20 protein-coding genes are annotated in these 24,745 nt (G+C 35.7%); 17 read left to right on the forward strand and 3 right to left on the reverse strand.

Annotated elements, in window-relative coordinates:
* Positions 1-132: 132 nt before the first annotated feature.
* A complete protein-coding gene (locus KO493_RS15990; protein ID WP_289846505.1) occupies positions 133-258 on the reverse strand; it encodes a hypothetical protein in 126 nt (41 codons plus the stop codon).
* Between the two features lie 57 nt (positions 259-315).
* On the opposite strand from KO493_RS15990, the gene lepA reads away from it, so the two are divergent.
* From lepA to KO493_RS02935, 6 genes are all read left to right on the forward strand, one after another.
* Positions 316-2,112 (forward strand): translation elongation factor 4, encoded by a 1,797-nt coding sequence (lepA, locus tag KO493_RS02910; protein WP_216066451.1) that lies wholly within the window; start codon positions 316-318, stop codon positions 2,110-2,112.
* Positions 2,113-2,720: 608 nt separating this feature from the next.
* On the forward strand, positions 2,721-4,133 hold the full coding sequence (locus tag KO493_RS02915) for a glycogen synthase (RefSeq protein WP_216066452.1): 1,413 nt from the start codon (positions 2,721-2,723) through the stop codon (positions 4,131-4,133).
* A gap of 2 nt (positions 4,134-4,135) precedes the next feature.
* Positions 4,136-5,401: a glucose-1-phosphate adenylyltransferase gene (locus KO493_RS02920; protein WP_216066453.1), complete on the forward strand. Its 1,266-nt coding sequence runs from the start codon at positions 4,136-4,138 to the stop codon at positions 5,399-5,401.
* A gap of 3 nt (positions 5,402-5,404) precedes the next feature.
* Positions 5,405-7,312: a 1,4-alpha-glucan branching protein GlgB gene (glgB, locus tag KO493_RS02925; protein WP_216066454.1), complete on the forward strand. Its 1,908-nt coding sequence runs from the start codon at positions 5,405-5,407 to the stop codon at positions 7,310-7,312.
* A 47-nt stretch (positions 7,313-7,359) separates the two neighbouring features.
* Positions 7,360-7,815, forward strand: coding sequence for a GNAT family N-acetyltransferase (locus tag KO493_RS02930; protein ID WP_216066455.1), 456 nt, complete (start codon positions 7,360-7,362; stop codon positions 7,813-7,815).
* Between the two features lie 24 nt (positions 7,816-7,839).
* Complete coding sequence (locus KO493_RS02935; protein ID WP_216066456.1) at positions 7,840-8,355, forward strand: GNAT family N-acetyltransferase; 516 nt, start codon at positions 7,840-7,842, stop codon at positions 8,353-8,355.
* A 47-nt stretch (positions 8,356-8,402) separates the two neighbouring features.
* Here the strand turns inward: KO493_RS02935 and KO493_RS02940 are convergent, their stop codons facing one another.
* Entirely contained in the window at positions 8,403-8,792 is a 390-nt protein-coding gene (locus tag KO493_RS02940; RefSeq protein ID WP_216066457.1) for a hypothetical protein, read from the reverse strand.
* A 271-nt stretch (positions 8,793-9,063) separates the two neighbouring features.
* Between KO493_RS02940 and KO493_RS02945 the strand changes: the two genes are divergently transcribed.
* The 6 genes from KO493_RS02945 (at position 9,064) to KO493_RS02970 (ending at position 14,943) form a co-directional block, all read left to right on the forward strand.
* The gene (locus KO493_RS02945; RefSeq protein ID WP_216066458.1) at positions 9,064-9,969 is read left to right on the forward strand and encodes a polysaccharide lyase family 7 protein; all 906 of its coding nucleotides are present in this window, start codon (positions 9,064-9,066) and stop codon (positions 9,967-9,969) included.
* Between the two features lie 135 nt (positions 9,970-10,104).
* Positions 10,105-10,485 (forward strand): DUF2200 domain-containing protein, encoded by a 381-nt coding sequence (locus tag KO493_RS02950; RefSeq protein ID WP_216066459.1) that lies wholly within the window; start codon positions 10,105-10,107, stop codon positions 10,483-10,485.
* A 59-nt stretch (positions 10,486-10,544) separates the two neighbouring features.
* Positions 10,545-10,856 (forward strand): helix-turn-helix domain-containing protein, encoded by a 312-nt coding sequence (locus tag KO493_RS02955; protein ID WP_216066800.1) that lies wholly within the window; start codon positions 10,545-10,547, stop codon positions 10,854-10,856.
* Positions 10,857-10,859: 3 nt separating this feature from the next.
* A complete protein-coding gene (locus KO493_RS02960; RefSeq protein WP_216066460.1) occupies positions 10,860-11,276 on the forward strand; it encodes a DUF3995 domain-containing protein in 417 nt (138 codons plus the stop codon).
* 100 nt (positions 11,277-11,376) lie between these two features.
* The gene (locus KO493_RS02965) at positions 11,377-12,342 is read left to right on the forward strand and encodes a tRNA dihydrouridine synthase (RefSeq protein WP_216066801.1); all 966 of its coding nucleotides are present in this window, start codon (positions 11,377-11,379) and stop codon (positions 12,340-12,342) included.
* Positions 12,343-12,537: 195 nt separating this feature from the next.
* Positions 12,538-14,943: a glycoside hydrolase family 31 protein gene (locus tag KO493_RS02970; RefSeq protein ID WP_216066461.1), complete on the forward strand. Its 2,406-nt coding sequence runs from the start codon at positions 12,538-12,540 to the stop codon at positions 14,941-14,943.
* A 72-nt stretch (positions 14,944-15,015) separates the two neighbouring features.
* On the opposite strand, the gene KO493_RS02975 is transcribed toward KO493_RS02970, so the two are convergent.
* Positions 15,016-16,860: a cation:proton antiporter gene (locus KO493_RS02975; protein ID WP_216066462.1), complete on the reverse strand. Its 1,845-nt coding sequence runs from the start codon at positions 16,858-16,860 to the stop codon at positions 15,016-15,018.
* A 101-nt stretch (positions 16,861-16,961) separates the two neighbouring features.
* Between KO493_RS02975 and KO493_RS02980 the strand changes: the two genes are divergently transcribed.
* The 5 genes from KO493_RS02980 (at position 16,962) to KO493_RS03000 (ending at position 24,659) form a co-directional block, all read left to right on the forward strand.
* A complete protein-coding gene (locus KO493_RS02980; RefSeq protein ID WP_216066463.1) occupies positions 16,962-17,810 on the forward strand; it encodes a universal stress protein in 849 nt (282 codons plus the stop codon).
* Positions 17,807-20,011, forward strand: a complete 2,205-nt coding sequence (locus tag KO493_RS02985; RefSeq protein WP_216066464.1) for a SulP family inorganic anion transporter — start codon at positions 17,807-17,809, stop codon at positions 20,009-20,011. Before KO493_RS02980 ends, KO493_RS02985 begins: the two co-directional genes overlap by 4 nt.
* 186 nt (positions 20,012-20,197) lie before the next feature.
* Positions 20,198-21,058 (forward strand): MBL fold metallo-hydrolase, encoded by an 861-nt coding sequence (locus KO493_RS02990; RefSeq protein WP_216066465.1) that lies wholly within the window; start codon positions 20,198-20,200, stop codon positions 21,056-21,058.
* Positions 21,059-21,085: 27 nt separating this feature from the next.
* Positions 21,086-22,696, forward strand: coding sequence for a S8 family peptidase (locus tag KO493_RS02995; RefSeq protein ID WP_216066466.1), 1,611 nt, complete (start codon positions 21,086-21,088; stop codon positions 22,694-22,696).
* A 127-nt stretch (positions 22,697-22,823) separates the two neighbouring features.
* Positions 22,824-24,659 carry a M1 family metallopeptidase gene (locus KO493_RS03000; RefSeq protein WP_216066467.1) on the forward strand — a complete coding sequence of 612 codons (1,836 nt, stop codon included), beginning with the start codon at positions 22,824-22,826 and terminating at the stop codon, positions 24,657-24,659.
* Positions 24,660-24,745: the final 86 nt, after the last annotated feature.

Here is a 24,745-nt window from a genome sequence, read left to right on the forward strand (position 1 = left end):
GGTGGTAGTTTAATAATTGTTGGCTTTAAATAAAGTGCATCAATAACTAGGACTCGAAAGCTGGATAATAGTTTAATTTCCTACAAAATTATTTTACTGGCATCTCGTGTTAATACAATTTCTTGTTTTGAATTACATAAAATCTAATAATGAATATACCACAAAAGAAACCGGAATAAAACCTTTTTTAAATGGTTTTCTTACAAACTGCACATTTGAAGCATGAACTGCATGAATTGATTCTTTAGCTATTGCCATTCACAAACATATTTGGTTATCTTTGCAAACCTGTTTTAAACAGGTATTTATAGGACTATGAAGAACATTAGAAACTTTTGCATTATTGCACATATAGATCACGGTAAAAGTACACTTGCAGACCGTTTGTTAGATTTCACAGGCTCAGTTACCGCCAGAGAACAACAAGCCCAGTTGCTCGATAGTATGGATTTAGAGCGCGAACGTGGTATTACCATCAAGTCGCACGCCATCCAAATGGATTACGAATTGGACGGCGAAAAGTATGTTTTAAACCTAATTGACACGCCTGGTCACGTAGATTTTTCATATGAAGTTTCTCGTTCTATCGCTGCCTGCGAAGGCGCTTTACTTATTGTAGATGCCGCACAAAGTATACAAGCACAAACCATTTCTAACCTATATTTAGCTCTAGAGAACGATCTTGAAATCATTCCTGTTTTAAACAAAGTAGATTTACCTAGTGCCAATCCAGAGGAAGTTACTGATGATATTGTAGATTTATTAGGTTGCGACCCAGAGGAAGTGATTCATGCTAGTGGAAAAACAGGTTTTGGTGTTGATAATATCTTAGCGGCTATTATAGACCGTATTCCTGCGCCAAAAGGAGATCCTGAAGCCCCCTTACAAGCTTTAATTTTCGATTCTGTTTACAACACCTTTAGAGGTATTGAAACCTATTTTAGGGTTTTTAATGGTGAAATTAAAAAAGGACAAAAAATTAAATTCGTTGCTACTGATAAAGAATACTTTGCAGATGAAGTTGGTACTTTAAAACTCACTCAAGTGGCTAAAAAAAGTGTCAAAGCAGGTGACGTAGGTTACCTCATTACAGGTATTAAAACAGCTAAAGAAGTAAAAGTTGGCGATACCATTACCGATTTTGCGAATCCAACAACCAATATTGTTGAAGGTTTCGAGGATGTAAAACCAATGGTTTTCGCTGGAATTTACCCCGTTGATACTGAAGATTACGAAGAGCTTCGTAATTCTATGGAAAAGCTTCAATTAAACGATGCTTCTCTAGTTTTTGCTCCAGAAAGTTCTGCCGCTTTAGGTTTTGGTTTCCGTTGTGGATTCTTAGGGATGCTTCACATGGAAATTATTCAAGAACGTTTAGAACGTGAATTTGATATGACGGTAATCACAACGGTTCCCAATGTATCTTACCACGCTTTTACCAACAAAAATCCGGATGAAGCGTTTATTGTAAACAACCCATCCGATTTACCAGATCCTTCTACCGTAAACCGTGTTGAAGAACCATATATTAAAGCCACTATAATCACAAAAGCCGATTTTGTTGGTAACGTGATGTCCCTTTGTATTGAAAAACGTGGTATCGTTATCAATCAAACGTATTTAACACCAGAACGTGTTGAGCTTATTTTTGAAATGCCGCTTGCCGAAATTGTATTCGACTTTTACGACAGATTAAAAACAGTTTCTAAAGGTTATGCTTCTTTCGATTATTCGCCAATTGGTATGAAAACCTCTAAATTAGTGCGTTTAGACATTTTATTAAATGCACAACCCGTGGATGCGCTTTCTGCTTTAATTCACGCCGATAACGCTCAAAACATCGGACGTAAAATGTGTGAGAAATTAAGAGAACTAATTCCGCGTCAGCAATTTGATATTCCTATTCAAGCGGCTATTGGTGCTAAAATTATATCACGTGAAACTATTAAAGCCTTACGTAAAGACGTTACCGCAAAATGTTACGGTGGTGATATTTCACGTAAGCGTAAACTTCTTGAAAAGCAGAAAAAAGGTAAAAAACGTATGCGCCAAGTAGGTAATGTAGAAATTCCACAGCAGGCGTTTATGGCGGTTCTTAAATTGAATGATTAATTTTTTTACTTCAGAAGAAAGATAACATCATCTGAAGCCTTTATTTAAGATAAAATATTTCAGCGAAAGCTTAAAAACTCAAAAACCATTTATCATTTTAGTATAGAACTAATTTGATAAATGGTTTTTTCATTGTGATTTTTTGTCAATGATAGCCAAAAGCCCCCAATTGTACTAGGTAACTTTTTCCAAAGAATCTACACAAGCATCATGGTTAACAGTAAATTGATGAAATAACTGTACCAACCAACATAAATTTTCTCATAATTATACGTTTTTTGATTAATGAATATCAAATATACCACAGGGCTTATGAAAGAAAATTCACTTTAACATGTAGGTTGATAATTTTAACAAATAGGAGTAATTTTACATTAAGCTTTTTTGTCATCCTAAAAAAACACATAACAGCAACGCATTAAAGGTTTTATAAACCTATACATAAAATACAACAATAAGAATCTGTTTTTTACTACATATTATTATTAGAATAATGTAATAGTCCTAATAATGCAATTTTTAACACTAAACGAAAATAAGCGCGAATAAATAGATGATATTTTCGTAGTTTTATAAACGATTCTTAGTATTAATGATAATTATTCAAAATGAACATTATTCATATCAGTGCAGAATGTTATCCCATTGCCAAAGTTGGCGGTCTTGCCGATGTTGTTGGCGCTTTACCAAAATACCAAAACAGCTCAAGCATCAGGTCTCAGGTTATTATGCCGTTTTACGACAATGCGTTTACAAAAGCAAATTCATTTTCCCCTTTACAGCACTCTAGTGTTATTTTAGGTGATAAAACATATCCATTTCGGATTTTAGTTTTAGATGAAAAACCATTGGATTTTGATGTGTTTTTTATAGATATTCCAGATTTACTTTTTAAAGACTATGTCTATTCAGCATCGGATACGGAGCGCTTTTTAGCCTTTCAAATCGCAACTTTAGACTGGCTTCTTACCTGGGAAACCTATCCAGATATTATTCATTGTCACGATCACCACACCGGATTAATTCCTTTTATGCTTCAAGAAAGCTACAAATACGAAGCTTTTAGAAAAATTCCTAATATCCTAACCATACATAATGCCCAATACCAAGGTTGGTTTTCACATGATAAAGTGGGTTTAATTCCGCCTTTTAATTTCGACCACGTTGGTTTATTAGATTGGGGAGGTAATATTAACCCTTTAGCCGCAGCCATAAAATGTGCATGGAGCGTAACAACCGTTTCGCCAAGTTATATGGAAGAGCTTAAACAAGCTGCTAATGGCTTAGAACACCTATTAAGTACAGAACATGAGAAGTGTACAGGAATATTAAACGGTATTGACAATGCTGTATGGAATCCAGAAACCGACCATTATCTTTTAAAAAACTATAGCTTAAAAACGGTGGCCTCTGGGGCAAAGGCCAATAAAAAGCACTTATGTAAATCCTTTAATCTAGATCCTAAAAAACCACTTTTCGCCTTTATTGGACGCTTAGTGTACGAGAAAGGATCGGATATATTCCCTGAAGTTTTTAAACAAGCCCTAGAAGAAAATGATATTTCCATACTTTTACTAGGTTCAGGAAACCCAGATACCGAAGCACAATTAGAAGCCTTAAAACCGCTTTTTGAAGGAAAATTTAATGCGCATATTGGTTACGACGAGCAACTTTCGCATGTTGTTTATGCTGGAGCCGATTTTTTACTCATGCCTTCTAGAGTTGAGCCTTGTGGGTTAAATCAAATGTACGCACTTCGTTACGGCACCATTCCTATTGTAAGGAGCATTGGCGGACTAAAAGATACCGTAACAGATATTGAACAAGAAAAAGGCTTTGGTATTTGCCACCAAAACGTTACTGTTACAGAAATTACCGAAGCTATAAAAAGAGGTGTTGTGCTTTATAAAAGTCAACCCAAATACAAAGCCATTCAAAAGCAAATCATGGAAATAGACCATTCTTGGGATGTTTCCGCTAACGACTATATAAACTTATATAATTCTATTAAAACTAAATAAATATGATTAACAGTAAGGTTTTATCCATAATCTTAGGAGGAGGACAAGGTTCTAGGTTACACCCATTAACTGAAGAAAGATCGAAACCCGCAGTGCCAATTGCAGGGAAGTACAGATTGGTTGATATTCCTATTTCCAATTGCATCAATGCAGATATTAAGCGCATGTTTGTATTAACACAATTTAACTCAGCATCTTTAAACCGTCATATAAAAGACACTTACCATTTTAGTTTTTTTAGTAGTGCCTTTGTAGACGTATTAGCAGCTGAACAAACTCCCGATCATAAGGGGTGGTTTCAAGGTACTGCCGATGCAGTAAGACAAAGTATGCATCATTTTTTAAGACACGATTTTGAATATGCATTAATCCTTTCGGGTGATCAACTCTATCAAATGGATTACGCTAAAATGGTAGAAGCTCATGAAGCTAGTGGTGCCGAAATTTCTATCGCAACCATTCCAGTAAATGAAAAAGAAGCTACCGAATTTGGTATTTTAAAATCCAATGACGAAAGTGTTATTACCTCTTTTATTGAAAAACCAGACGCGAGTTTATTGCCTGATTGGACTTCAGATGTTAGTGATGACATGAAAGCCCAAGGAAGAAATTATTTAGCTTCCATGGGTATTTATATCTTCAATAGAGATTTGTTGATTAAACTAATGAACGACGATTCTACTATTGATTTTGGTAAGGAAATTATTCCACAATCCATCGACAAACATAAAACACTAAGTTTCCAATACGAAGGCTATTGGACAGATATTGGAAATATCGATTCTTTCTTTGAAGCCAATATTGGTTTAACCGACGACATTCCAAAATTCGATTTATACGACAAATCTAAACGTATTTACACCCACGCCAGAATGCTTCCAACTACAAAAGTTGCTGGAACCACACTGGATAAAGCAGTAATTGCTGAAGGTTGTATTATTGGTGCTGCTAAAATTGAAAAATCGGTTATCGGAATTCGTTCTAGAATAGGCGCAGAATCTACCATTATTAAAACATACATGATGGGTAGCGATTACTACGAGTCCCTACAAGAAATCGATGAAAAACGCATTAATATTTTAATGGGCATTGGGCAGCGATGCTTTATAAAGAATGCCATCATAGACAAAAATTGCCGTATTGGTGACGACGTTCGTATTAACGGTGGTTCACACCTAAAAGATACCGAAACCGACACATACGCGGTTAAAGATGGTATTGTAGTAATTAAAAGCGGAGCAACTATTCCTCACGGATATGTAATATAATATATGGCACAGGTAAAAGTTTACAGTTTATTTACAGAATTTGATATTAACCTTTTCAAAGCAGGAAAACACTTTAGGCTTTACGAAAAATTTGGTTCACACATTGTTACCGTCGATGGTATTGAAGGTGTTTACTTTGCCGTTTGGGCACCATCAGCAAAACACGTTTCTGTTATTGGTGACTTTAATTTCTGGAAGGAAGGCGAGCATCAACTTAATGTGCGTTGGGATTCCAGTGGTATTTGGGAAGGTTTTATTCCGCTTGTAGGAAAGGGGACCACTTACAAATACAAAATTGAAAGTAACAACGACGGTATAAAAACAGAAAAAGCCGATCCCTATGCCAGACGTTATGAACACCCGCCAAAAACGGCCTCCATTGTTTGGGACGATTCTTATAAATGGAAGGATAAAAGCTGGTTAAAAAAGCGTAAAAAACACAATGCCTTGGATGCGCCATACTCCGTTTACGAAGTGCATTTAGGTTCCTGGAAAAAGAATCTAGAAGAAAACCGCTTTTTATCCTATTACGAGTTGGCAGACGACTTAGTCACGTATGTAAAAGACATGAATTTTACTCATGTCGAGCTCATGCCTATCATGGAATTTCCATACGACCCTTCTTGGGGCTATCAAATTACTGGGTATTTCGCGCCAACATCACGTTTTGGTTATCCCGAAGAATTTAAATACCTCGTAGACAAATTACACCAAAACGATATAGGTATCATTTTAGACTGGGTACCATCACATTTCCCCGAAGATGCTCATGGTTTAGGTTTTTTCGATGGTTCAAACCTATACGAACACCCTGATCCTAAAAAGGGCTATCACCAAGATTGGAAAAGTTTAATATTCAATTATGAACGTAATGAAGTACGTTCCTTTTTAATAAGTAATGCCCTTTTTTGGTTAGACCAATACCACGCCGATGGGCTTCGCGTAGATGCCGTAGCTTCCATGTTGTTTTTAGACTATTCTAGAGAAGATGGCGAATGGGAACCTAATATTTATGGCGGTAGAGAAAATCTAGCCGTAATAAGCTTCCTTAAAGAATTAAATGAAGAAGTGTACGCCTCATTTCCTGATGTGCAAACCATCGCCGAAGAGTCCACCGCATTCCCAATGGTTTCTAAACCAACATCGCTTGGTGGCTTAGGATTTGGTATGAAATGGATGATGGGTTGGATGCACGATACACTGGAATATTTTGGAAAAGATCCTATTTATAGAAAGTACCATCAAAACGATATCACCTTTAGCTTGGCTTACGTTTTTACAGAAAACTTTATGCTTCCCTTATCGCATGACGAAGTCGTTTATGGTAAAAACTCCATTTTAGGAAGAATGCCTGGCGACGAGTGGCAACGTTTTGCCAACCTACGTTTATTATATGGTTACATGTTCACCCACCCTGGAACAAAACTTTTATTTATGGGCGGTGAATTCGGCCAATATAACGAGTGGAATTTTCAAGAAAGCATTGAATGGGACTTGCTAGAATTTAAACCGCATCAAGACACGCTTAACTATTACAAAGCCCTTAATAAACTCTATAAAACAACGCCTGCATTATACGAGCAAGGCTTTAGCCAGGATGGTTTTGAATGGATTAGCTATGGCGACCATGAAAACTCTGTGATTTCGTACCTTAGAAAAGGCTATAAGGAAAAAGAAAACGTCGTTGTAGTTTGTAATATGACCCCAGCGGTGTTAGAAAACTATAAAATTGGCGTAAATACTAAGGGTAAACTGGAAGAAATTTTTAATAGTGATGCCAAAGCTTTTGGTGGTAGTGGTATAGGAAATAAAAAAGCAATTAGCATTAAAAAAGATCCTTGGGATGGAAAGGCTTTTTCTGCAGATGTCACTTTAGCGCCTTTAGCTGTTACTGTTTTTAAATTTAAATAATTTAATTCCTAGTTCGCCGTATTAAAAAAATCATTGAAACTAGTGGAGTGATTAGAAAATACACAAAAAAGGACAGACATCAAGTTATTACATTATTGAGGCAAAATACACCAAAGTATTTTGCCTCTTCTGAGGAAACAGACTTTGAAAATTATCTAAAAAATGAAGTAGAAGATTACTTTGTTTACGAACAAAATTCTATAATTATTGGTACTGGAGGCATCAACTACTTTCCAACTGAAAAAACGGCACGACTTTCTTGGGATATGATTCACCCAAAACACCAAGGAAAAGGCATCGGGAAAGCATTAACGCAATACCGCATCAATTATCTACTTGAAAATCAAAACATTGAATTCATCGTGGTTCGAACCACGCAGTTAGCCTTTCAGTTTTATGAAAAAATGGGCTTTATGCTCATGAGTATCGAAAAGGATTACTGGGCTGAAAATTTTGATCTTTATGAGATGAAAATGCCAATTAAATCGAATTTTTCAAAATAATTACAAGCTCTCATTATTTATTAAATGCATAGCATCATTGAAACAAAAAGGCTTTGGATTAGAGAAATAGAGCCTGAAGATATAGATTGTTTACTACAAATTTATAACCATCCTGAGAACATGGTTTTTATTCCGAATTCTAATTTCAAATGGACTGAAACCAGTCTCAAGGAGAAATACCATAAAATAAACCAAGACTACATTAATGGTTTTGGTGTTTTCCTTGTTCAGCTTAAAGATAGTGACACGGTTATTGGAGAAGCCGGTCTTTTCAATTCGTTTGAAAATACTAAACATTTGGAGCTAGGTTATATTGTTGACCATAAATTCTGGAGAAACGGCTATGGATCCGAAATTTGTAAAGCCTTAATTAATTACGGGTTTCAACAATTAAAACTAGACAAATTAACCGCTAGAATGTTTAAAGAAAATTTAGCATCAATTAAATTATCTGAGTATTGCGGCATGAAATTAGTAGAAAGCAAATCACCTAAAAATGATGTCGAATTTTACGAATATGAGATTAGTGATAATAATTAGTGTAAGCGCGTAGCCGCACTAAAAACTAAAACTACACAATAAAAAACTTACCAATCCCTATCAGCTAAACGCACATCTTGAAAAGTAGGTGCACCTTCGGTAATGCTACCAATACCTTTTTTATTTATCTTAAACGTAACATCTTTAGTGGTAGTAAATAACAAAACGGTTAAAAAAGACTTTTTAAGATGTGGTTTTAAAACTTCCAAAGCCTGCTCTAAAGTAAGTTCTTCTTCCACATCCTCAGTTTCTTTCAACCGATAACGAAGCTTTAGTAATACTTTAAAATCACCTTCAGAAGCAAGCGGTCTCAAAAATATATTTTTCAAATTAGGCTTCCCAATGGTTTTTGCCATCGTTAACTTAGCAAAACGTCCTTCTTGAATACTTTCTTTTACTTGTTCCCAAAAAAGAACAAAATCTTCTTGATAAGTCATAACTGAAGCTTTATACCAATTTAATTGTAGAGACTTCAAAAATAACACTATTTTCAATACTAATGTCGTTATCCCACCTTCCTAATTGGAAATTTCAAAAGCTATAAAAACAAAACCTGATTATACCAGAATTAATGTTAGTATAAGGTAGTTTCAAATATCTTATCTTTGCCCAATAAAACAAACAACTACTTCATAGCAACAGCGTCTACTTTTTTTAGCTACCAAATAAAAAATAGGCCCCAAAAAATACATTTAACTATTTATTTTTATGAAGATTAAAGCATTTTTAAAACATACGACTATCGTATTGTTATCCATTGTTTTTATTACCGCTTGTAGTTCTAGTGACCATCCTGAAACACCTGATGTAGAAAAAGAACCTGAAAAAGAAGTTGAGGAAGAAGTAAAACCACCTGTTGCCGAGGAAACCCCAAACATTACTTGGAAAAACTGGTACCTCTCTGTTCCGATAAACCGAGGAAACGGTAGTGCAACCTCTATCGGTTATGAAACTATTGTTAATGATAATTTAACTACAGATCAAGCGAAATACTTCTACAAAAATAACGATGGAAGCTACACATTGTATACAAAATTTACTGGGTTTACCACCTCTGGTGAATCTGCTCTAGGCGATAAGTACTGCCGTACCGAGCTTAGAGAATACTGGAGAGGCAATCAAGATACCGGCGATAATTGGTCTATGAGCACTGGTACGCATATTTTAGAGTCTACCATTCACGTGGATTATGTGGAAGGAAACGGACGCACCATCGTTGCACAAATTCACGGAAAAGAATCGACAGGAATTACCGGTAATCCTGCTACGGTAAAAATTAGATGGAACAGTGGTATGATTCAAATTGATTATTATACAAAACCAGAAAATAACGATCCGTGGACTAGTAAATATGATGCTAAATTAGATTTCGGACGTGTAGATCATGAAAAATTCACCTTCAAAATTAAAATTGAAAACGGCAAAATGTATTGCGCCCTAGTTTGCGAAGCCAAAGGTTTAAACATAGACTATACAGAAATTTACAATTATGTAGGGAATGGCTATGTGCATGAAAACTATTTCAAAACTGGTAATTATTTTGGGTGGCATGATGATTATGAAAAAGCCGCGCAAGTGGTATTGCACGAAGTGGTAACAGATCACACCGATTAAGTCGCTTTAAACAACTTTGGAAGAAAATATCTCGTCAAGCTGCACTTGATTCAGGTTTTCATCAGGAAACAACACAAATCCAATTTTACACTTTCTAGAAAAGTTTAAAATTGGATTTTTTTGTAAATTTATATCATGTCAACAACTACTCCAGAACACGACGCACGCGTAGCCAAACTTACTTTTGCTTCTGTTTATCCGGATTACATCACGAAAGTTGAGAAAAAAGGGCGAACAAAAGCCGAATTAAACCAAGTTATAACATGGCTAACGGGTTTTACCCCAGAACAACTTGAAAACCTTATTCAAGAGAAAGTCAGCTTTAAAACCTTTTTTGAACAAGCGACCTTAAACAAAAATGCTCACCTCATAACGGGCGTGATTTGTGGCTATCGCATTGAAGATATTACCACCCCTTTAACACAACAAGCCCGATATTTAGACAAACTAGTTGATGAACTGGCTAAAGGCCGAAAAATGGAAAAAATTTTGAGGGGCTCTGCTACTGAAAAGTAAAGTATAATGTACTATTTTAATTCTTTCTATCTAAAACTCTTAATTGAAATACTATGAAAATGAAAAGAATGACACTTGACCAAATGAAGGACAAGGATATTGGATTAGTTGGTACGCCTGAAAGAGACAAATATGAATTTGAATTAAGAATGGAAGTGCTTGGTGATATGATAAAGACTGTTCGCAAGGAACGAAAACTAACCCAAGAACAACTCGGAGATTTAGTTGGAGTGCAAAAATCTCAAATCTCTAAATTAGAAAGAAACACTAAAAACGTCACTATTGAAACGATTTTAAAAGTATTTAGTGCATTAAAAACGAACGTACGATTTAGCGTAGAAATGGATGAATCAGAATTTAATATTGCATAAACCATGTTTTTACCAACAATACTAAGCCTTATCTTTATAACACTAGGATTAATTCACTTCAACTGGGTCATTGGAGGCCAATTCGGGTTACATGCTTCCTTACCAACCAACGAAAACGGTGAACTCATGTTAAAGCCTAAAAAATACGATAGCGCCATTGTAGGTTTGGGCTTAACAGCTTTTGCGCTTTTTTATAGCCTCAAAGCAGGGTTGCTAGATTTTGTTTTACCGGAATGGGTATTCACCTATGGCGGGTGGATTATTCCAATAATATTCATCATTCGTGCTATTGGTGAATTTAAATATGTAGGCTTCTTTAAAAAAGTAAAGCAAACACAATTCGCTAAAGCAGACACCAAAATCTTTTCCCCTTTATGTTTGTTTATTGCCATTTCAGGAATTATTATTCAGCTCTCGTAACCTCAACCACGTAAACATTTAAATAAAAAACAAAAAACGCTGTACTGGTGAAATGGTATTTCTACAGATTAGCTTTATTTTTGCAGCTCGAATTAACAACATGGCTGCAACCCTACTTTCATCACCTTTACAAGGTTTTACCGATTTCAGATTTCGTAATGCGTTTAACCATTATTTTGGTGGCATTGATACCTTTTACGCGCCTTACATTAGGCTAAACGGTAAGTTAAAAATTAAGCAGTCTTATCAAAACGATTTGTTGCCTGAAAACAATACCACCTTGGAGGTGATTCCTCAGGTCATCACTAACGATCCCGACGAGTTTGTTTATGTTGCGAAGTACGTGCAAAGTTTAGGCTACAAAGAACTCAACTGGAATTTGGGTTGTCCCTACCCTATGGTCACCAAATCGGGTATGGGTTCTGGACTTATTTGTCAGCCCAATAGAATAAACGAAGTCCTTCACAAAGCCCATAACGACACTGATATTTTGGTTTCTATGAAAATGCGTATGGGCTATGAAAATGCTCAAGAAATTCTAGACACCTTCCCTATTTTAGATGCTTATCCTCTTAAAAATGTGGCCATTCACGCCAGAATTGGGAAACAACTTTACAAAGGTGCTGTTGATTTAGATGCTTTTGAAAAATGCATTAGTAGCACCAAGCACAAACTGTATTATAACGGTGATATCACTAGTGTTTCAGCATTTAATGCTATTGAAGACCGCTTTCCACAAATCGATCACTTTATGATTGGCCGTGGCTTAATTGCCGATCCCTTTTTGCCTAGCATGATAAAAAATAATACCACTGTTTATCCCGAAAACCGTTGGGCTATTTTTTCAGAATTTCACGATACTATTTACGAGCAATACGATGCTTATTTATCTGGACCAACACCTATTAAAATGAAAATGCTTGGCTTTTGGGAATACTTCGCACAAACCACTTCAAATCCGCAAAAAACATATAAAGCCATAAAAAAAGCCTCTAACCCAATTAAATACAAACAAGCGGTTAAGCAAATTATAAATACAGAGATGAAGATGCAGCAGACTTATTAAAAATTTAATTATTCTGTTTTTGAAACAATTACGGTAGCCTAATTCTCTCATTTTATCTTCTTTTAGGAATTAGTGAATTAAGCCCTTCATTATTTGTTCATTACATAACATTTACATTTGTTTTTTAATGATAACCGATATGAATACAGACTTAATTTTATTAAATTCGTTAATGAATTCTAATAACTACCACATATGATTTTAAATACCGAATTAGAATATAAAGGAAATCTTTTTCCTTCCAAAATAGTTAAATACGAAAAGAATCTCAACGTTTTATCTTTTACTACTGCAAACGGTGTGATTTTAGAAGTCACCGTTAGAAGAGATAGTATTCTCCGGTTCAGATTTACAACTACAGGCATTTTTGACAACGATTTCTCTTATGCCATTACAAAATACGCCAGTAGAGGCTATAATCACCTTGAAGTTACCGAAGACGACCACAATTATATAATTACCACTTCAAAACTTATTTGTAACATTTCAAAATTAGATTTACGTACCTCTATTTACGATGCCGTAGATAAATCTTTAATTTGTGAAGATGAGCTTGGTTTCCACTGGGAAGAGAGTTATGAGTTTGGTGGCGATGTTGTAAAGATGTCGAAAACCGCGCAGCCAGGAGAAAGTTATTATGGTTTAGGCGATAAACCTGTAGATAATAACCTAAAAGGAAAACGTTTTGAGAACTGGGTAACCGATTCGTATGCTTACGGCCGCGATACCGATCCTATTTATAAAACCATTCCGTTTTACACGGCTTTACACAATAAAAAATCTTACGGTATATTTTTCGATAATACCTTTAGATCGTACTTCGATTTTTGTAACGAACGTAGAAACATTACCAGCTTTTGGGCACATGGTGGTGAAATGAATTATTATTTCATTTACGGGCCAGATATGGGTGATGTTGTAGTGAACTACACCGATTTAACAGGAAAACCACACGCCATGCCAGCACTTTGGGCATTAGGTTACCACCAATGTAAATGGAGTTATTATCCGGAATCGAACGTCAAAGAAATCACAGCAAAATTTAGAGAATTACAAATACCTTGTGATGCGATTTATTTAGATATTGATTACATGGAAGGCTTTCGATGCTTTACATGGAGTGAAGCCTATTTCCCAGATCCGAAACGTATGGTGAAAGAACTCGCAGACGATGGCTTTAAAACCATTGTGATTATAGATCCTGGTATTAAAATAGACATGGATTATTCGGTGTTTAGAGAGGGCCTTGAAAAAGATTACTTCTGTAAACGTGCCGATGGGCCTTATATGAAAGGTAAAGTTTGGCCTGGCGAGTGTTACTTCCCAGATTTCACAAATCCAGAAGTAAGAGAATGGTGGGCAGATTTATTTAAAGAACTTGTAGAAGATATTGGTGTTCGCGGCGTTTGGAACGATATGAACGAACCAGCAGTAATGGATGTGCCAGGAAAAACATTCCCTAATGATGTACGTCATAATTACGACGGAAACCACTGTAGTCATAGAAAAGCACATAACGTTTACGGCATGCAAATGGCGCGTGCAACCTACCAAGGTTTAAAGAAATTCTCGTACCCGAACAGACCTTTTGTAATTACAAGAGCGGCTTATTCTGGAACACAACGCTATACCTCAAGTTGGACTGGTGATAACGTAGCCACTTGGGATCACCTCAACATTGCTAATTTACAAGCACAACGCATGTGTATGTCTGGTTTCTCCTTTATAGGGTCTGATATTGGTGGTTTTGCCGAACAGCCTAACGGCGAACTATACGCCCGTTGGATACAATTAGGTATTTTCCACCCGTTTTGTAGAACGCACTCTTCTGGAGACCACGGCGATCAAGAACCATGGGCTTTTGGAACAACCATTACCGATGTGGTTAGAAAATTTATTGAACTACGTTATCAATTACTTCCTTACTTATACACCGCTTTTTGGAAGTATGCTGAAGAAGGCATTCCAATCTTAAAGTCATTAGTGCTTTACGATCAAAAAGATCCGCAAACACACTATAGAAACGATGAGTTTGTTTTTGGTGAACAAATATTAGCCTGCCCAATTACAGGGCCAAATTTAAAAGGAAGACGCATGTACATCCCGATTGGGAAGTGGTTTAACTTTTGGACGGATGAGGTTGTAAGTGGCGGACAAGAAATTTGGGTGGATGCCGATTTAGATAGTATGCCAATTTTTGTAAAAGAAGGTGCTATTATTCCTAAATACCCGATCCAGCAGTATGTTGGCGAAAAAACCGTTGAAGAATTAACCCTTGATGTGTATTACAAAGAAGGTAATGAAATCTCTGAAGTTTATGAAGATGCTACCGATGGTTACGATTATATTAAGGGCCGTTACAGCTTAAGAAACTTTAAGTTTCAAGGAAAGAAAAATGAAGTTATCATTCAGCAACATAAGTCTGGAAAATTCATTACCACTTATAAAACATTTAGAATTCATTTCCACGGATTACCATTTACCATAAAGGAAATAGAAATTGATAATGTCATTATTCCTTTCGAAGAATTGAGATTTAAAGGCGGTACAAGTTTAAAACTGACCAAAGAATTTACAGAACTTCATATTATTGGAGAGTAAAATTCAAATTTTATAACATACCAAAAAGCCTTCATTTAGTTTAAAATGAAGGCTTTTTTTATAACTACTAATCTAAGTAGTCTGTACCTTCTCAACATCAAAAGGTTTTCCTAAATAAACCAATAGGTACCCTTTTTCGATGGTTTCAACCTCTAAATTAAATGAAGAAATAATATGTAATTCCCCTTCTGTATCTTTAATAAACAAAGGAATCATGTCCTTATCCTTATTCGTCGCTTTAATTAAGTCTTGATAGTGATTTTTATCTTCTAATTCGATTTCATTAATAGAAGGGTGTTTACGTGCCAAAGCATATAAGGTACTATAATCATCTTTATGAGAAAACAATCCTTCTTTAGGGTTTTCGCTATCGTCAAGCATTTCTAATGGTGTTACTAACCTAAATGCACCATTTTCACCAAAGTCCTTTCCAAACTTACTAATCGCGTATTTATTAATATCTGAATTTCCTGTTAAAGCCATTAAATAACCTACATCGTTCAATTCAATATTATCCATTAATGTGTCTGAATAAATATTTGTAGTTAAAGCTTCGAGGCCAAGCTCTTTGGCTTTTTCAATGTTTTTCTCATTACTATCAATAAGCACCACATGCCTACCGTTTTCAAATAAATAATGCCCTAAAAGTCTAGAAACTTTCGATGCACCAACAATTAAAATACCGTCAGATTTTTTAAGAAAAACACCAACCAGTTTCGCAAATAAGCGTGCTGTTGTAGCATTCAATAAAACGGTACCTAATACAATCATAAATACCAAAGGTGTTATGTACTCGGCGCCTTCAACACCTTCTTTTAATAATTTACTACCAAAAAGCGAAGCGATACCTGCGGCAACAATTCCGCGGGGTCCTACCCAACTAATAAAAAGTTTTTCTTTAAATTTTAGTGTCGAATTTATGGTACTTAAAAACACAGCTAATGGCCTAATTATGAAAACCACCGATAAGAATAAGACCAGTGTTTTCCAATTATAAAGCAACATTAAATCTTCAAAATTAATGTTTGCCGCTAATAAAATAAATAAAATTGAAATCAATAAAACACTTAAAGATTCTTTGAAATACAGGAGTTCCTTGAGGTTCTTTAATTTTCCGTTTCCTAAAACCATACCCATAACTACAACCGCGAGAAGTCCAGATTCATGGGCGAATAATTCAGATTCAACAAAAACCAAAAGCACAGTAGATAAAGAGACCACATTTAATAAATAATGCGGTATCAATTTTTTATTGATTACAAAGGCTAAGGCATGTGCAAATGTGAACCCGAAAGTAGTACCAAATAATATAATTTTCCCAAATTCCATTAAAGCCATTTTGGTAAAACCAACATGACCTTCCACACTAATAAATTCAAAAACCAATACGGCTACTAAAGCCCCAATGGGGTCTATTAAAATACCTTCCCATTTTAAAACTGCAGAAACATCTTTTTTAAGGGGAATATTACGTAGGATTGGGGTGATAACGGTTGGTCCTGTTACAATTATGAGTCCGGAAAACAGAAAAGACAATTCCCAGCTTAAACCAAAAATTTTATGGGCCAACAACCCTGCTCCAAAAAATGTAATGGTAGATCCTACCGTAATTAACTTTGTAATTACGGGGCCTACATTTTTTATTTCGGCTCTTTTAAGGGTTAAACCTCCTTCAAAAAGGATAATACTTATGGCTAACGATACAAAATAATACAGGCCATCTCCTGGAAAAAAACCTTTGGTACCATTCCAAACCGGTTCAATCCATTTAGAACCATCCTGTGTGATAAACTCTGCTGCAATTGGACCTACTAAAAGCCCGATTAGAATTAATGGTAAAATGGCAGGAATTTTAAATTTCCAAGCTACCCATTGCGCCAATATGCCTAAAATAATAATTCCAGCAAGTTCTAACATAAAATAAAAATCTGTTTGAGGGCACTAATTTAAAGAAAACAGACGATTTAAAGATTTTAAAAATACTATCTTTCAACTTTAACCATAAAATTGAGCACTTTTTGTCTTTAAAGCCCTTTAAAAGTATAGGAATTGGGGTCGCTTTCTCTCCAAACTTAAAAGCGAACTTATATGAATCTGCTAGATTGTCTGTGTTTTTAGGCGCTAAACTCTTTCTCATTCATGTGGGTGACGCTTCCGCGGAAAAATTAAATCAGCTTGACGACATATTAAAAAGCTTTAAATCGGAGGGATTAGACTACGAAGTGGTTTTTAAAACTGGTGATCCTGTTGAAGTTATTTTATCGATTTCCGAAGAAAAAAAAATTGACTTACTTATTCTTGGTGCCCTACAACGCGAACGCTTTCTAAAATATTACGTAGGTTCTATTGCAAGAAAAATTACGCGACGTGCCAAATGTTCGATCCTGCTATTGATAAAACCTGCTGTAGAACGTATCCCGTGTCAGCATATCGTCGTAAACGGGTTAAAAGACCCAAAAACCGAACAAACCATTACAACTGCCTTTTATTTTGCCACGAAATTAAAAACTGAAAAGCTAACAATTGTTGAAGAAATTAAGGAAGACCAAGTCACAGTAAAGGTCGAAGACGATAAATCGCTAAGAATGGCAAATATCATGAAAGAGCGTATAAAACTTAGGGAAAACTCTAGAATTAATGAGATTATTAGTCATATTCCAGAAGCTTATACCCAAGATAAAACTATAAAATTACAGGCCATTTTTGGAAAACAAGGCTATTCCATTGGGCATTATGCCCAAATTTCTCGAGCCGATTTACTCGTAATGAATGCGCCTTCTAAAATGACCTTTTGGGACCGATTATTCCCCCACGATATTGAACATATTTTAACCGAATTACCAACCGATGTACTAATTCTACAATGAGTGGAAAAAAAAGCAACATAAAGCAATTTATTCAAGACTTACCAAAAAACGTATTTTCTGGTTTTGTAGTTAGTCTCATAGCACTACCCTTAGGTTTAGGTCTAGCGATGGCTAGTGAAGCACCTCCAATTGCAGGTATTATTGCCGCAGTTATAGGCGGTATTACCGTTTCCCTTTTAGGCGGCAGTCATGTTACCATTGTAGGCCCCGGAAATGGCTTGGTAGGTGTTACCTTGGTGGCTATAACCACTTTGGGTCTTGAAACCGCTTATATTGCCATTGTGTTTTCAGGCCTGTTTTTACTGCTTTTAGGCTTTTTTAGAATGGGAAAACTCTCCGATTTTTTCCCTTCTTCGGCCATTCAAGGGATGTTGGCCGCCATCGGGCTCATCATTTTAGGGAAGCAGTTTCACATCATGTTAGCGCATAAAATTAACCGATCGGATACCATAGATTATCTCATAGAAATTCCTTTCACTTTAAACGATGCCGTTCATTATGAGAAAAAAGGACTTGTTTTTGCAGCCCTTGCAGGGATATTAAGTTTAGCGATTATGTTTTTCTATTCTAAAGTGAGAAACAAGTATTTACAACTTATTCCAGCACCTATGTGGATTGTTATACTTTCCATTGGATTTAGTTATTATGTTGAAATTGGGCTGCATGAAGCAAATCCCATATCTAAAGAATATATGATTTCTGGTATTCCTTCCATTCAGAATATTCTAGCCGATATCCCCATACCTAATTTTAATGGTATTTGGAGTATGGCCTTTTTGGGAAGTGTTTTCGGGCTCACGCTCATTTCCAGTATTGAATCCCTATTAAGTATAAAAGCGGTAGATAAATTAGACCCTGAAAAAAGGCGCTCGAACGTAAACCGCGACTTAAAAGCCCTAGGTTTAGCCACCATTGGAAGTGGTTTTTTAGGCGGCTTAAATGTGGTTACCGTAATTGCAAGAAGTTCGGTTAATGTAAACCAAGGCGGAAACAACCGATCATCCAACTTTTTTCACGCTTTATTTTTAATTATTTTTATTGTCTTTTTTAGCACGCAACTCACTCGTATACCACTCCCAGCACTTATGGCTATTTTGGTTTACACCGGTTATAAGTTGGCTTCTCCAGACATTATTACCAAAATGTTTTCTATAGGAAAAGAGCAGCTCATCATCTTTTTTATCACTCTAGTGGTTACCCTAAAAATCGGATTAATTACCGGGATTATCGCTGGGGTTATTGCCACCATAATTATTCATATCATCATTAACAAAAGTGCAGGACTGTTTTTTAGAAATGTGTTAAAACCAAACGTTTTGATGTATAAGGAACAAGATGGTAAAGAAAATTATTATGTAAGTGTGAAGCATTTTTGTAGCTTTTTAAATTATTTCAGATTAAAAAAACATTTAGACGCCGTTCCTGAAGACCAAGATGTGATTGTCGATTTTTCGCTTTGCGACTTTGTAGATAATACCGTGATGGAAAACATTCATAATTATCAAGAATTATTCGCCAAACGCGGTGGTCATTTTGATGTGGTTGGACTAGACATGCACGATACAGGCACCAAACATCCTCTAGCTTCACGACGTTTATTAGCCGTGCCACGCATTATAAAAAAGAGTTTAACCAGACGCCAAAATAGCTTGTACAGTCTGGCGGAAGATTATCACCTCAACTACAATCCGAAACACCAAAAGGAGCTCACCTTCTTAAATAATTTTAGTTTTTTCCAAACTAAACACATCGACCATATTTACAATAAATTATCTACTGAAGATAAAAGCATCAAACTGTTTGATATTGAATTTTCTGAAGGTGAATTTATCGCGAAAGAAGTGATTAGAAAAACCATGATTCATATCGAAATAAATCAAGCGATACCCGAATTCACTTTGGATAAAGAAGGTTTTTTAGAAAAAGTATCGGCTCTAGCAGGGATTAAAGACATTGATATTGAAAACCATGACGACTTTTCTAACCGTTTTCATTTAATGGGTGAAAATGAAAAAAGTATTGCGCAGTTTTTTAATGATGATATCACTCACTTTTTTGAAAGTAACCCGTATTACCACGTGGAATCTAACGGTAAATCCATTTTAATCTTCGGAAAAGAACGCCTTGCCAGTATAAAAGAAATAAAAGCCTTATTTGATTATGGCAAACGCCTAAAAGCCGTGATTGAAGCTAATAATTAACTTTAAAATAACAAGGTATTAATTATCAATACAGCCCTGTATAACCCCATTCCTCCTATAGAAGGCCTATAAATTTCAGAAACAGAAACAAAACAGACATTAAACAAGGGTTTTTTCTACAATTCTTCTTAATATATTCTTAACATTTAAGCCGTTTGTTAATAGATTCCGTAATTTTGTTTCCGTATGACCTTATTTCCTATAAACACGGGCAATTTTAAACTGGATGGTGGCGCCATGTTTGGCGTCGTTCCAAAATCGATTTGGCAACGTACAAACCCTTCAGATTCCAATAACATGATTGACTTAACCGCAAGATGTCTTCTTATTCAAGATGGCGATCGCCTAATCTTGATCGATAATGGTATGGGAAACAAACAATCGGATAAGTTTTTTGGTTATTACTACCAGTGGGGCGATTTCAGCTTAGATAAATCTTTAAAACAATATGGTTTTCATCGTGATGATGTTACCGATGTTTTTTTAACACACCTACATTTCGATCACTGTGGCGGTAGTATCCAATGGAACAAAGATAAAACAGGTTACGAAACTGCTTTTAAAAATGCGCATTTCTGGAGCAATGAAGACCATTGGCAATGGGCTACGGAGCCTAACCGCCGTGAAAAAGCTTCTTTTTTAAAGGAAAACATCCTTCCTATGGAAGAAAGTGGTCAGTTAAAATTCACAGCCCTTCCAGAAAACGATATCCTTAAAAATTCAGCTTTAGGTTTCGATATCTTTTTTGCTAACGGACATACCGACAAGCAGATGATTCCTATGATAAAATATCAGGACAAAACCATTGCTTTTATGGCCGATTTATTACCAACTGTTGGGCATTTGCCTCTACCCTATGTTATGGGTTACGATACCAGACCTTTATTAACCATGGATGAAAAAGAAAAATTTCTAAACATGGCTGCCAATAAAAACCTCTATCTGTTTTTAGAGCATGATGCACACAACGAAATTATTACCGTGCAACACACCGAAAAAGGTGTACGATTAAAAGACACATTTACAACACAAGATATATTCAATTAATAACACATATATAATTAAAAAGTAACTATGAAAACATTTAAAACAATAGCAACTTCAGCTTTTGCAGCTGTATTACTTTATGGCTGCGGTGGATCAAGTATTGTATCTACACCAGTTGAAAATATTGATAGTTCTCCTTTAAAAGTTTCAGAACTTACTGAAGCCGAAGCGCATAACTGGGGGCATTTAGACCTTGTTAAAGATACCATTCCTGGAATGAGTGTAGATCGTGCTTACGCGGAATTAATTAAGAATAAAAAAGGAAAAAAAGTTATTGTTGCCGTGATTGATTCTGGTATTGATATTGACCATGAGGATTTAAATGAAATCCTTTGGACCAATGAAGGTGAAATTCCTGGAAATGGCATTGATGATGATAAGAACGGTTACGTTGATGATATTCATGGTTGGAACTTTTTAGGTAAAGGTTACGACGAGCAATTAGAAATGGTTAGAATTTTAGTTAATGGTGACAAAAATTCTGAAGATTTCGCTAGAGCTGAAGCTGAATATGATGTAGAATACAAGAAATGGACAGAAACAAAAGCACGCTACGATCAAATTTATGTTATGATTAAAGAAGTTCATGCGGCCTTAACTGAACATTTTGGAAAAGCCGATTATTCTAAAGAAGACGTTAAAGCACTTGAAACCGAAGATGAAAAATTAACTAAAGCTAAGCAAGTTGCTATGAGTATGTTTGGTAATGGTATGGACTCTTTGGCTGATGCTGAAAAAGAAATTAAAAATGGGCTGGAAAGTATTAACGATCGTTTAAACTACAATTTAAACAAAGATTTTAAAGGACGTGTTAATGGTGATGATCCAGATGATATGTCTACTAAATATTATGGTGATGCTAATGTAAAACCAGTTAAAAAATCTGAAAGTCATGGAACGCACGTAGCTGGAATTATTGCTGCCGTACGTAACAATGGCAAAGGTGCAAATGGTGTGGCTAACAACGTAGAATTAATGAGTGTTCGAGTGGTACCAAACGGTGATGAATACGATAAGGATGTGGCATTATCTATCCGTTATGCCGTAGATAATGGTGCGAAAGTGATTAACGGAAGTTTTGGTAAAAGCTATTCGCCACACGCTAAATTAGTTCGTGACGCTATCGCTTATGCTTCTAAAAATGATGTAATCTTTGTACATGCTGCAGGAAATGATAGTAAAGATGTGGATACAGAGCCTAACTTCCCAGATGATAATGTTAATTATGTAGAAGTTTCAGATACTTATATTAGAGTAGGTGCTTTAGCGCCAACGTATGGCTCTAAAATGGTAGCTGGTTTCTCTAACTACGGAAAACAAAACGTTGATGTTTTTGCTCCTGGAGCAAGTGTGTATTCAACAACTCCAGAAAACGAATACGATACTAAAGGCGGTACGTCTATGGCTGCTCCTGCAGTTGCTGGTGTTGCGGCATTAGTTCGTTCTTACTACCCAGATTTAACAGCCGCGGAAGTAAAAACAGTTATTTTAGATTCTGGTTTAGCTATTAATAGAAAAGTCATTGTTGGAGGTAATACTTCAGATATTCGTCCGTTTGCCGATTTAACAAAATCTGGTAAAATGGTAAATGCTTATAATGCCTTAATTATGGCTGCAAAATTATCTGCATCTAAATAATATTACAACAACACGTTTCTATGCCTGCTTGAACTTAATCGAAAACTGAAAAGTTTCTGTTTTAAACAGTACGATTATTTTCAAACAGGCATTTTTACTTAAATAACCCTTCAAAATAAATTTACATATGAATCGTTTTCTACTATCTGTTTTCTGTGTTTCATTACTGGTTTCTTGTAAACCTACTCAACAAACAGCGGCAACAAAAACTTCAGCAACAACCTCTGAAAATTGTTCTACATATTGGCAGCAACATGTAGATTACAAAATGGAAATTGATATGGATGTAAACACCTATCAATATAAAGGCACTCAAAAACTGGTTTATACCAATAATTCTCCAGATGTTTTAAACAAGGTGTTCTACCATTTATACTTTAATGCCTTTCAACCAGGCAGTGAAATGGACGTGCGTTCTCAAAATATTCCTGATCCAGATGCTAGGGTAAAAGATCGCATAGGCAAACTTAAACCTAATGAAATTGGTTATATTAAGGTCAATTCACTTAAACAAAATGGCGTTACTATTAACCATGAAACCGTAGGTACCGTTTTAGAAGTTGAACTCGCAAAACCTATTCAGCCCGGTGAAAGTGTAACTTTCGACATGGTTTTTGATGCGCAAGTGCCTATTCAAATTCGTCGTTCTGGACGCAATAACAAAGAAGGTGTAGCGCTTTCAATGACACAATGGTATCCCAAATTAGCCGAATATGATTATGAAGGTTGGCATGCCGACCCATACATAGGTCGTGAATTTCATGGTGTTTGGGGTGATTTTGATGTGACCCTTAACATTGATAAAAATTATGTAGTAGGAGGAACAGGCTATATACAAAACCCTAATGACGTTGGTCATGGCTATGAAACAGGAACTGTAAAAACTCCGAAATCAGAGAAACTAACATGGCATTTCAAAGCGCCTAACGTGCATGATTTTACATGGGCTGCCGATCCAGAATACAAGCACGATACCATGCAAGTGCCTAATGGACCGCTACTGCACTTTTTATATAAAAGTACCATGCCTGCTGATAAATTAGAAAACTGGAAAAACTTACAACCAAAAACGGTTGAATTGATGCAGTTTTACAGCGAAAACATTGGAAAATACCCTTATGATCAATATTCAGTCATTCAAGGAGGCGATGGTGGTATGGAATATGCCATGTGTACTTTAATTCTTGGTGAAGGTGAGTTTGATGGTTTATTTGGTGTAACTGCACACGAGTTAGCACATACTTGGTTTCAGTTTTTATTAGCAACTAATGAATTGACAAACTATTGGATGGACGAAGGTTTTGCACAATACTTTGGTAAACTAGCAGAAAGTAAAATAAACGGTAAATCATTTAAAAAAGATACCAAACAGACCTACGATGTGTATTCATATTATGCTAATTCTGGAACCGAACAACCAATGACAACTCAAGCCGATCGTTTTCATTTTAACCGTTCGTCATCAATTTCGGCATACTACAAAGGTTATGTGTTTTTAAGCCAATTGGCGTATGTTATCGGACAAGAAAATCAGGAAAAAACCATAAAAGCATATTTTGATCAATGGGCGTTTAAACACCCTAACGGTAACGATTTTATCCGCGTTGCGGAAAAAGTTTCAGGACTAGAATTAGACTGGTATTTAAACGATTGGACACGTACCTTAAACACCATCGATTATGGGGTAAAATCGGTTGAAGACAAAACCATTACTTTAGAGCGTATTGGTCTCATGCCAATGCCTATAGACCTAAAAGTAACTTACGCTGATGGTACTACTGAAGATTTTTACATCCCATTACAAATGATGCGTGGTGAAAAACCAACAACCGCAACAACCTTAAAAGACTGGGCTTGGGCTTATCCAACCTATACGTTTAAAACTTCAAAAACAGTACAATCTGTCACCATCGATCCAGAAGGAATGATGGCCGATATCGATAGAGAAAATAACGACAACTAGAAATAATTTTTCTAAATTTTATAAGCCCTTTTGATGAATCAAAAGGGCTTTTTTATGGATTAAAAATAAACCACTATGGATTTAAA

Origin of the sequence: Pseudotamlana agarivorans, assembly GCF_018860245.1 — a bacterium.
In the GTDB taxonomy this organism is placed as follows: Bacteria; Bacteroidota; Bacteroidia; order Flavobacteriales; family Flavobacteriaceae; genus Pseudotamlana; species Pseudotamlana agarivorans_A.

Excerpts from the sequence above, each read along its gene's own strand:
- KO493_RS03000 (WP_216066467.1), top strand. The coding sequence starts at position 22,824 with ATGAATCGTTTTCTACTATCTGTTTTCTGTGTTTCATTACTGGTTTCT.
- glgB (WP_216066454.1), top strand. The coding sequence starts at position 5,405 with ATGGCACAGGTAAAAGTTTACAGTTTATTTACAGAATTTGATATTAAC.
- KO493_RS02915 (WP_216066452.1), top strand. The coding sequence starts at position 2,721 with ATGAACATTATTCATATCAGTGCAGAATGTTATCCCATTGCCAAAGTT.
- KO493_RS02920 (WP_216066453.1), top strand. The coding sequence starts at position 4,136 with ATGATTAACAGTAAGGTTTTATCCATAATCTTAGGAGGAGGACAAGGT.
- KO493_RS02975 (WP_216066462.1), bottom strand. The coding sequence starts at position 16,860 with ATGTTAGAACTTGCTGGAATTATTATTTTAGGCATATTGGCGCAATGG.
- KO493_RS02940 (WP_216066457.1), bottom strand. The coding sequence starts at position 8,792 with ATGACTTATCAAGAAGATTTTGTTCTTTTTTGGGAACAAGTAAAAGAA.
- KO493_RS02955 (WP_216066800.1), top strand. The coding sequence starts at position 10,545 with ATGAAAAGAATGACACTTGACCAAATGAAGGACAAGGATATTGGATTA.
- KO493_RS02950 (WP_216066459.1), top strand. The coding sequence starts at position 10,105 with ATGTCAACAACTACTCCAGAACACGACGCACGCGTAGCCAAACTTACT.
- lepA (WP_216066451.1), top strand. The coding sequence starts at position 316 with ATGAAGAACATTAGAAACTTTTGCATTATTGCACATATAGATCACGGT.
- KO493_RS02945 (WP_216066458.1), top strand. The coding sequence starts at position 9,064 with ATGAAGATTAAAGCATTTTTAAAACATACGACTATCGTATTGTTATCC.
- KO493_RS02965 (WP_216066801.1), top strand. The coding sequence starts at position 11,377 with ATGGCTGCAACCCTACTTTCATCACCTTTACAAGGTTTTACCGATTTC.
- KO493_RS15990 (WP_289846505.1), bottom strand. The coding sequence starts at position 258 with ATGGCAATAGCTAAAGAATCAATTCATGCAGTTCATGCTTCAAATGTG.
- KO493_RS02970 (WP_216066461.1), top strand. The coding sequence starts at position 12,538 with ATGATTTTAAATACCGAATTAGAATATAAAGGAAATCTTTTTCCTTCC.
- KO493_RS02985 (WP_216066464.1), top strand. The coding sequence starts at position 17,807 with ATGAGTGGAAAAAAAAGCAACATAAAGCAATTTATTCAAGACTTACCA.
- KO493_RS02935 (WP_216066456.1), top strand. The coding sequence starts at position 7,840 with ATGCATAGCATCATTGAAACAAAAAGGCTTTGGATTAGAGAAATAGAG.
- KO493_RS02990 (WP_216066465.1), top strand. The coding sequence starts at position 20,198 with ATGACCTTATTTCCTATAAACACGGGCAATTTTAAACTGGATGGTGGC.
- KO493_RS02960 (WP_216066460.1), top strand. The coding sequence starts at position 10,860 with ATGTTTTTACCAACAATACTAAGCCTTATCTTTATAACACTAGGATTA.
- KO493_RS02995 (WP_216066466.1), top strand. The coding sequence starts at position 21,086 with ATGAAAACATTTAAAACAATAGCAACTTCAGCTTTTGCAGCTGTATTA.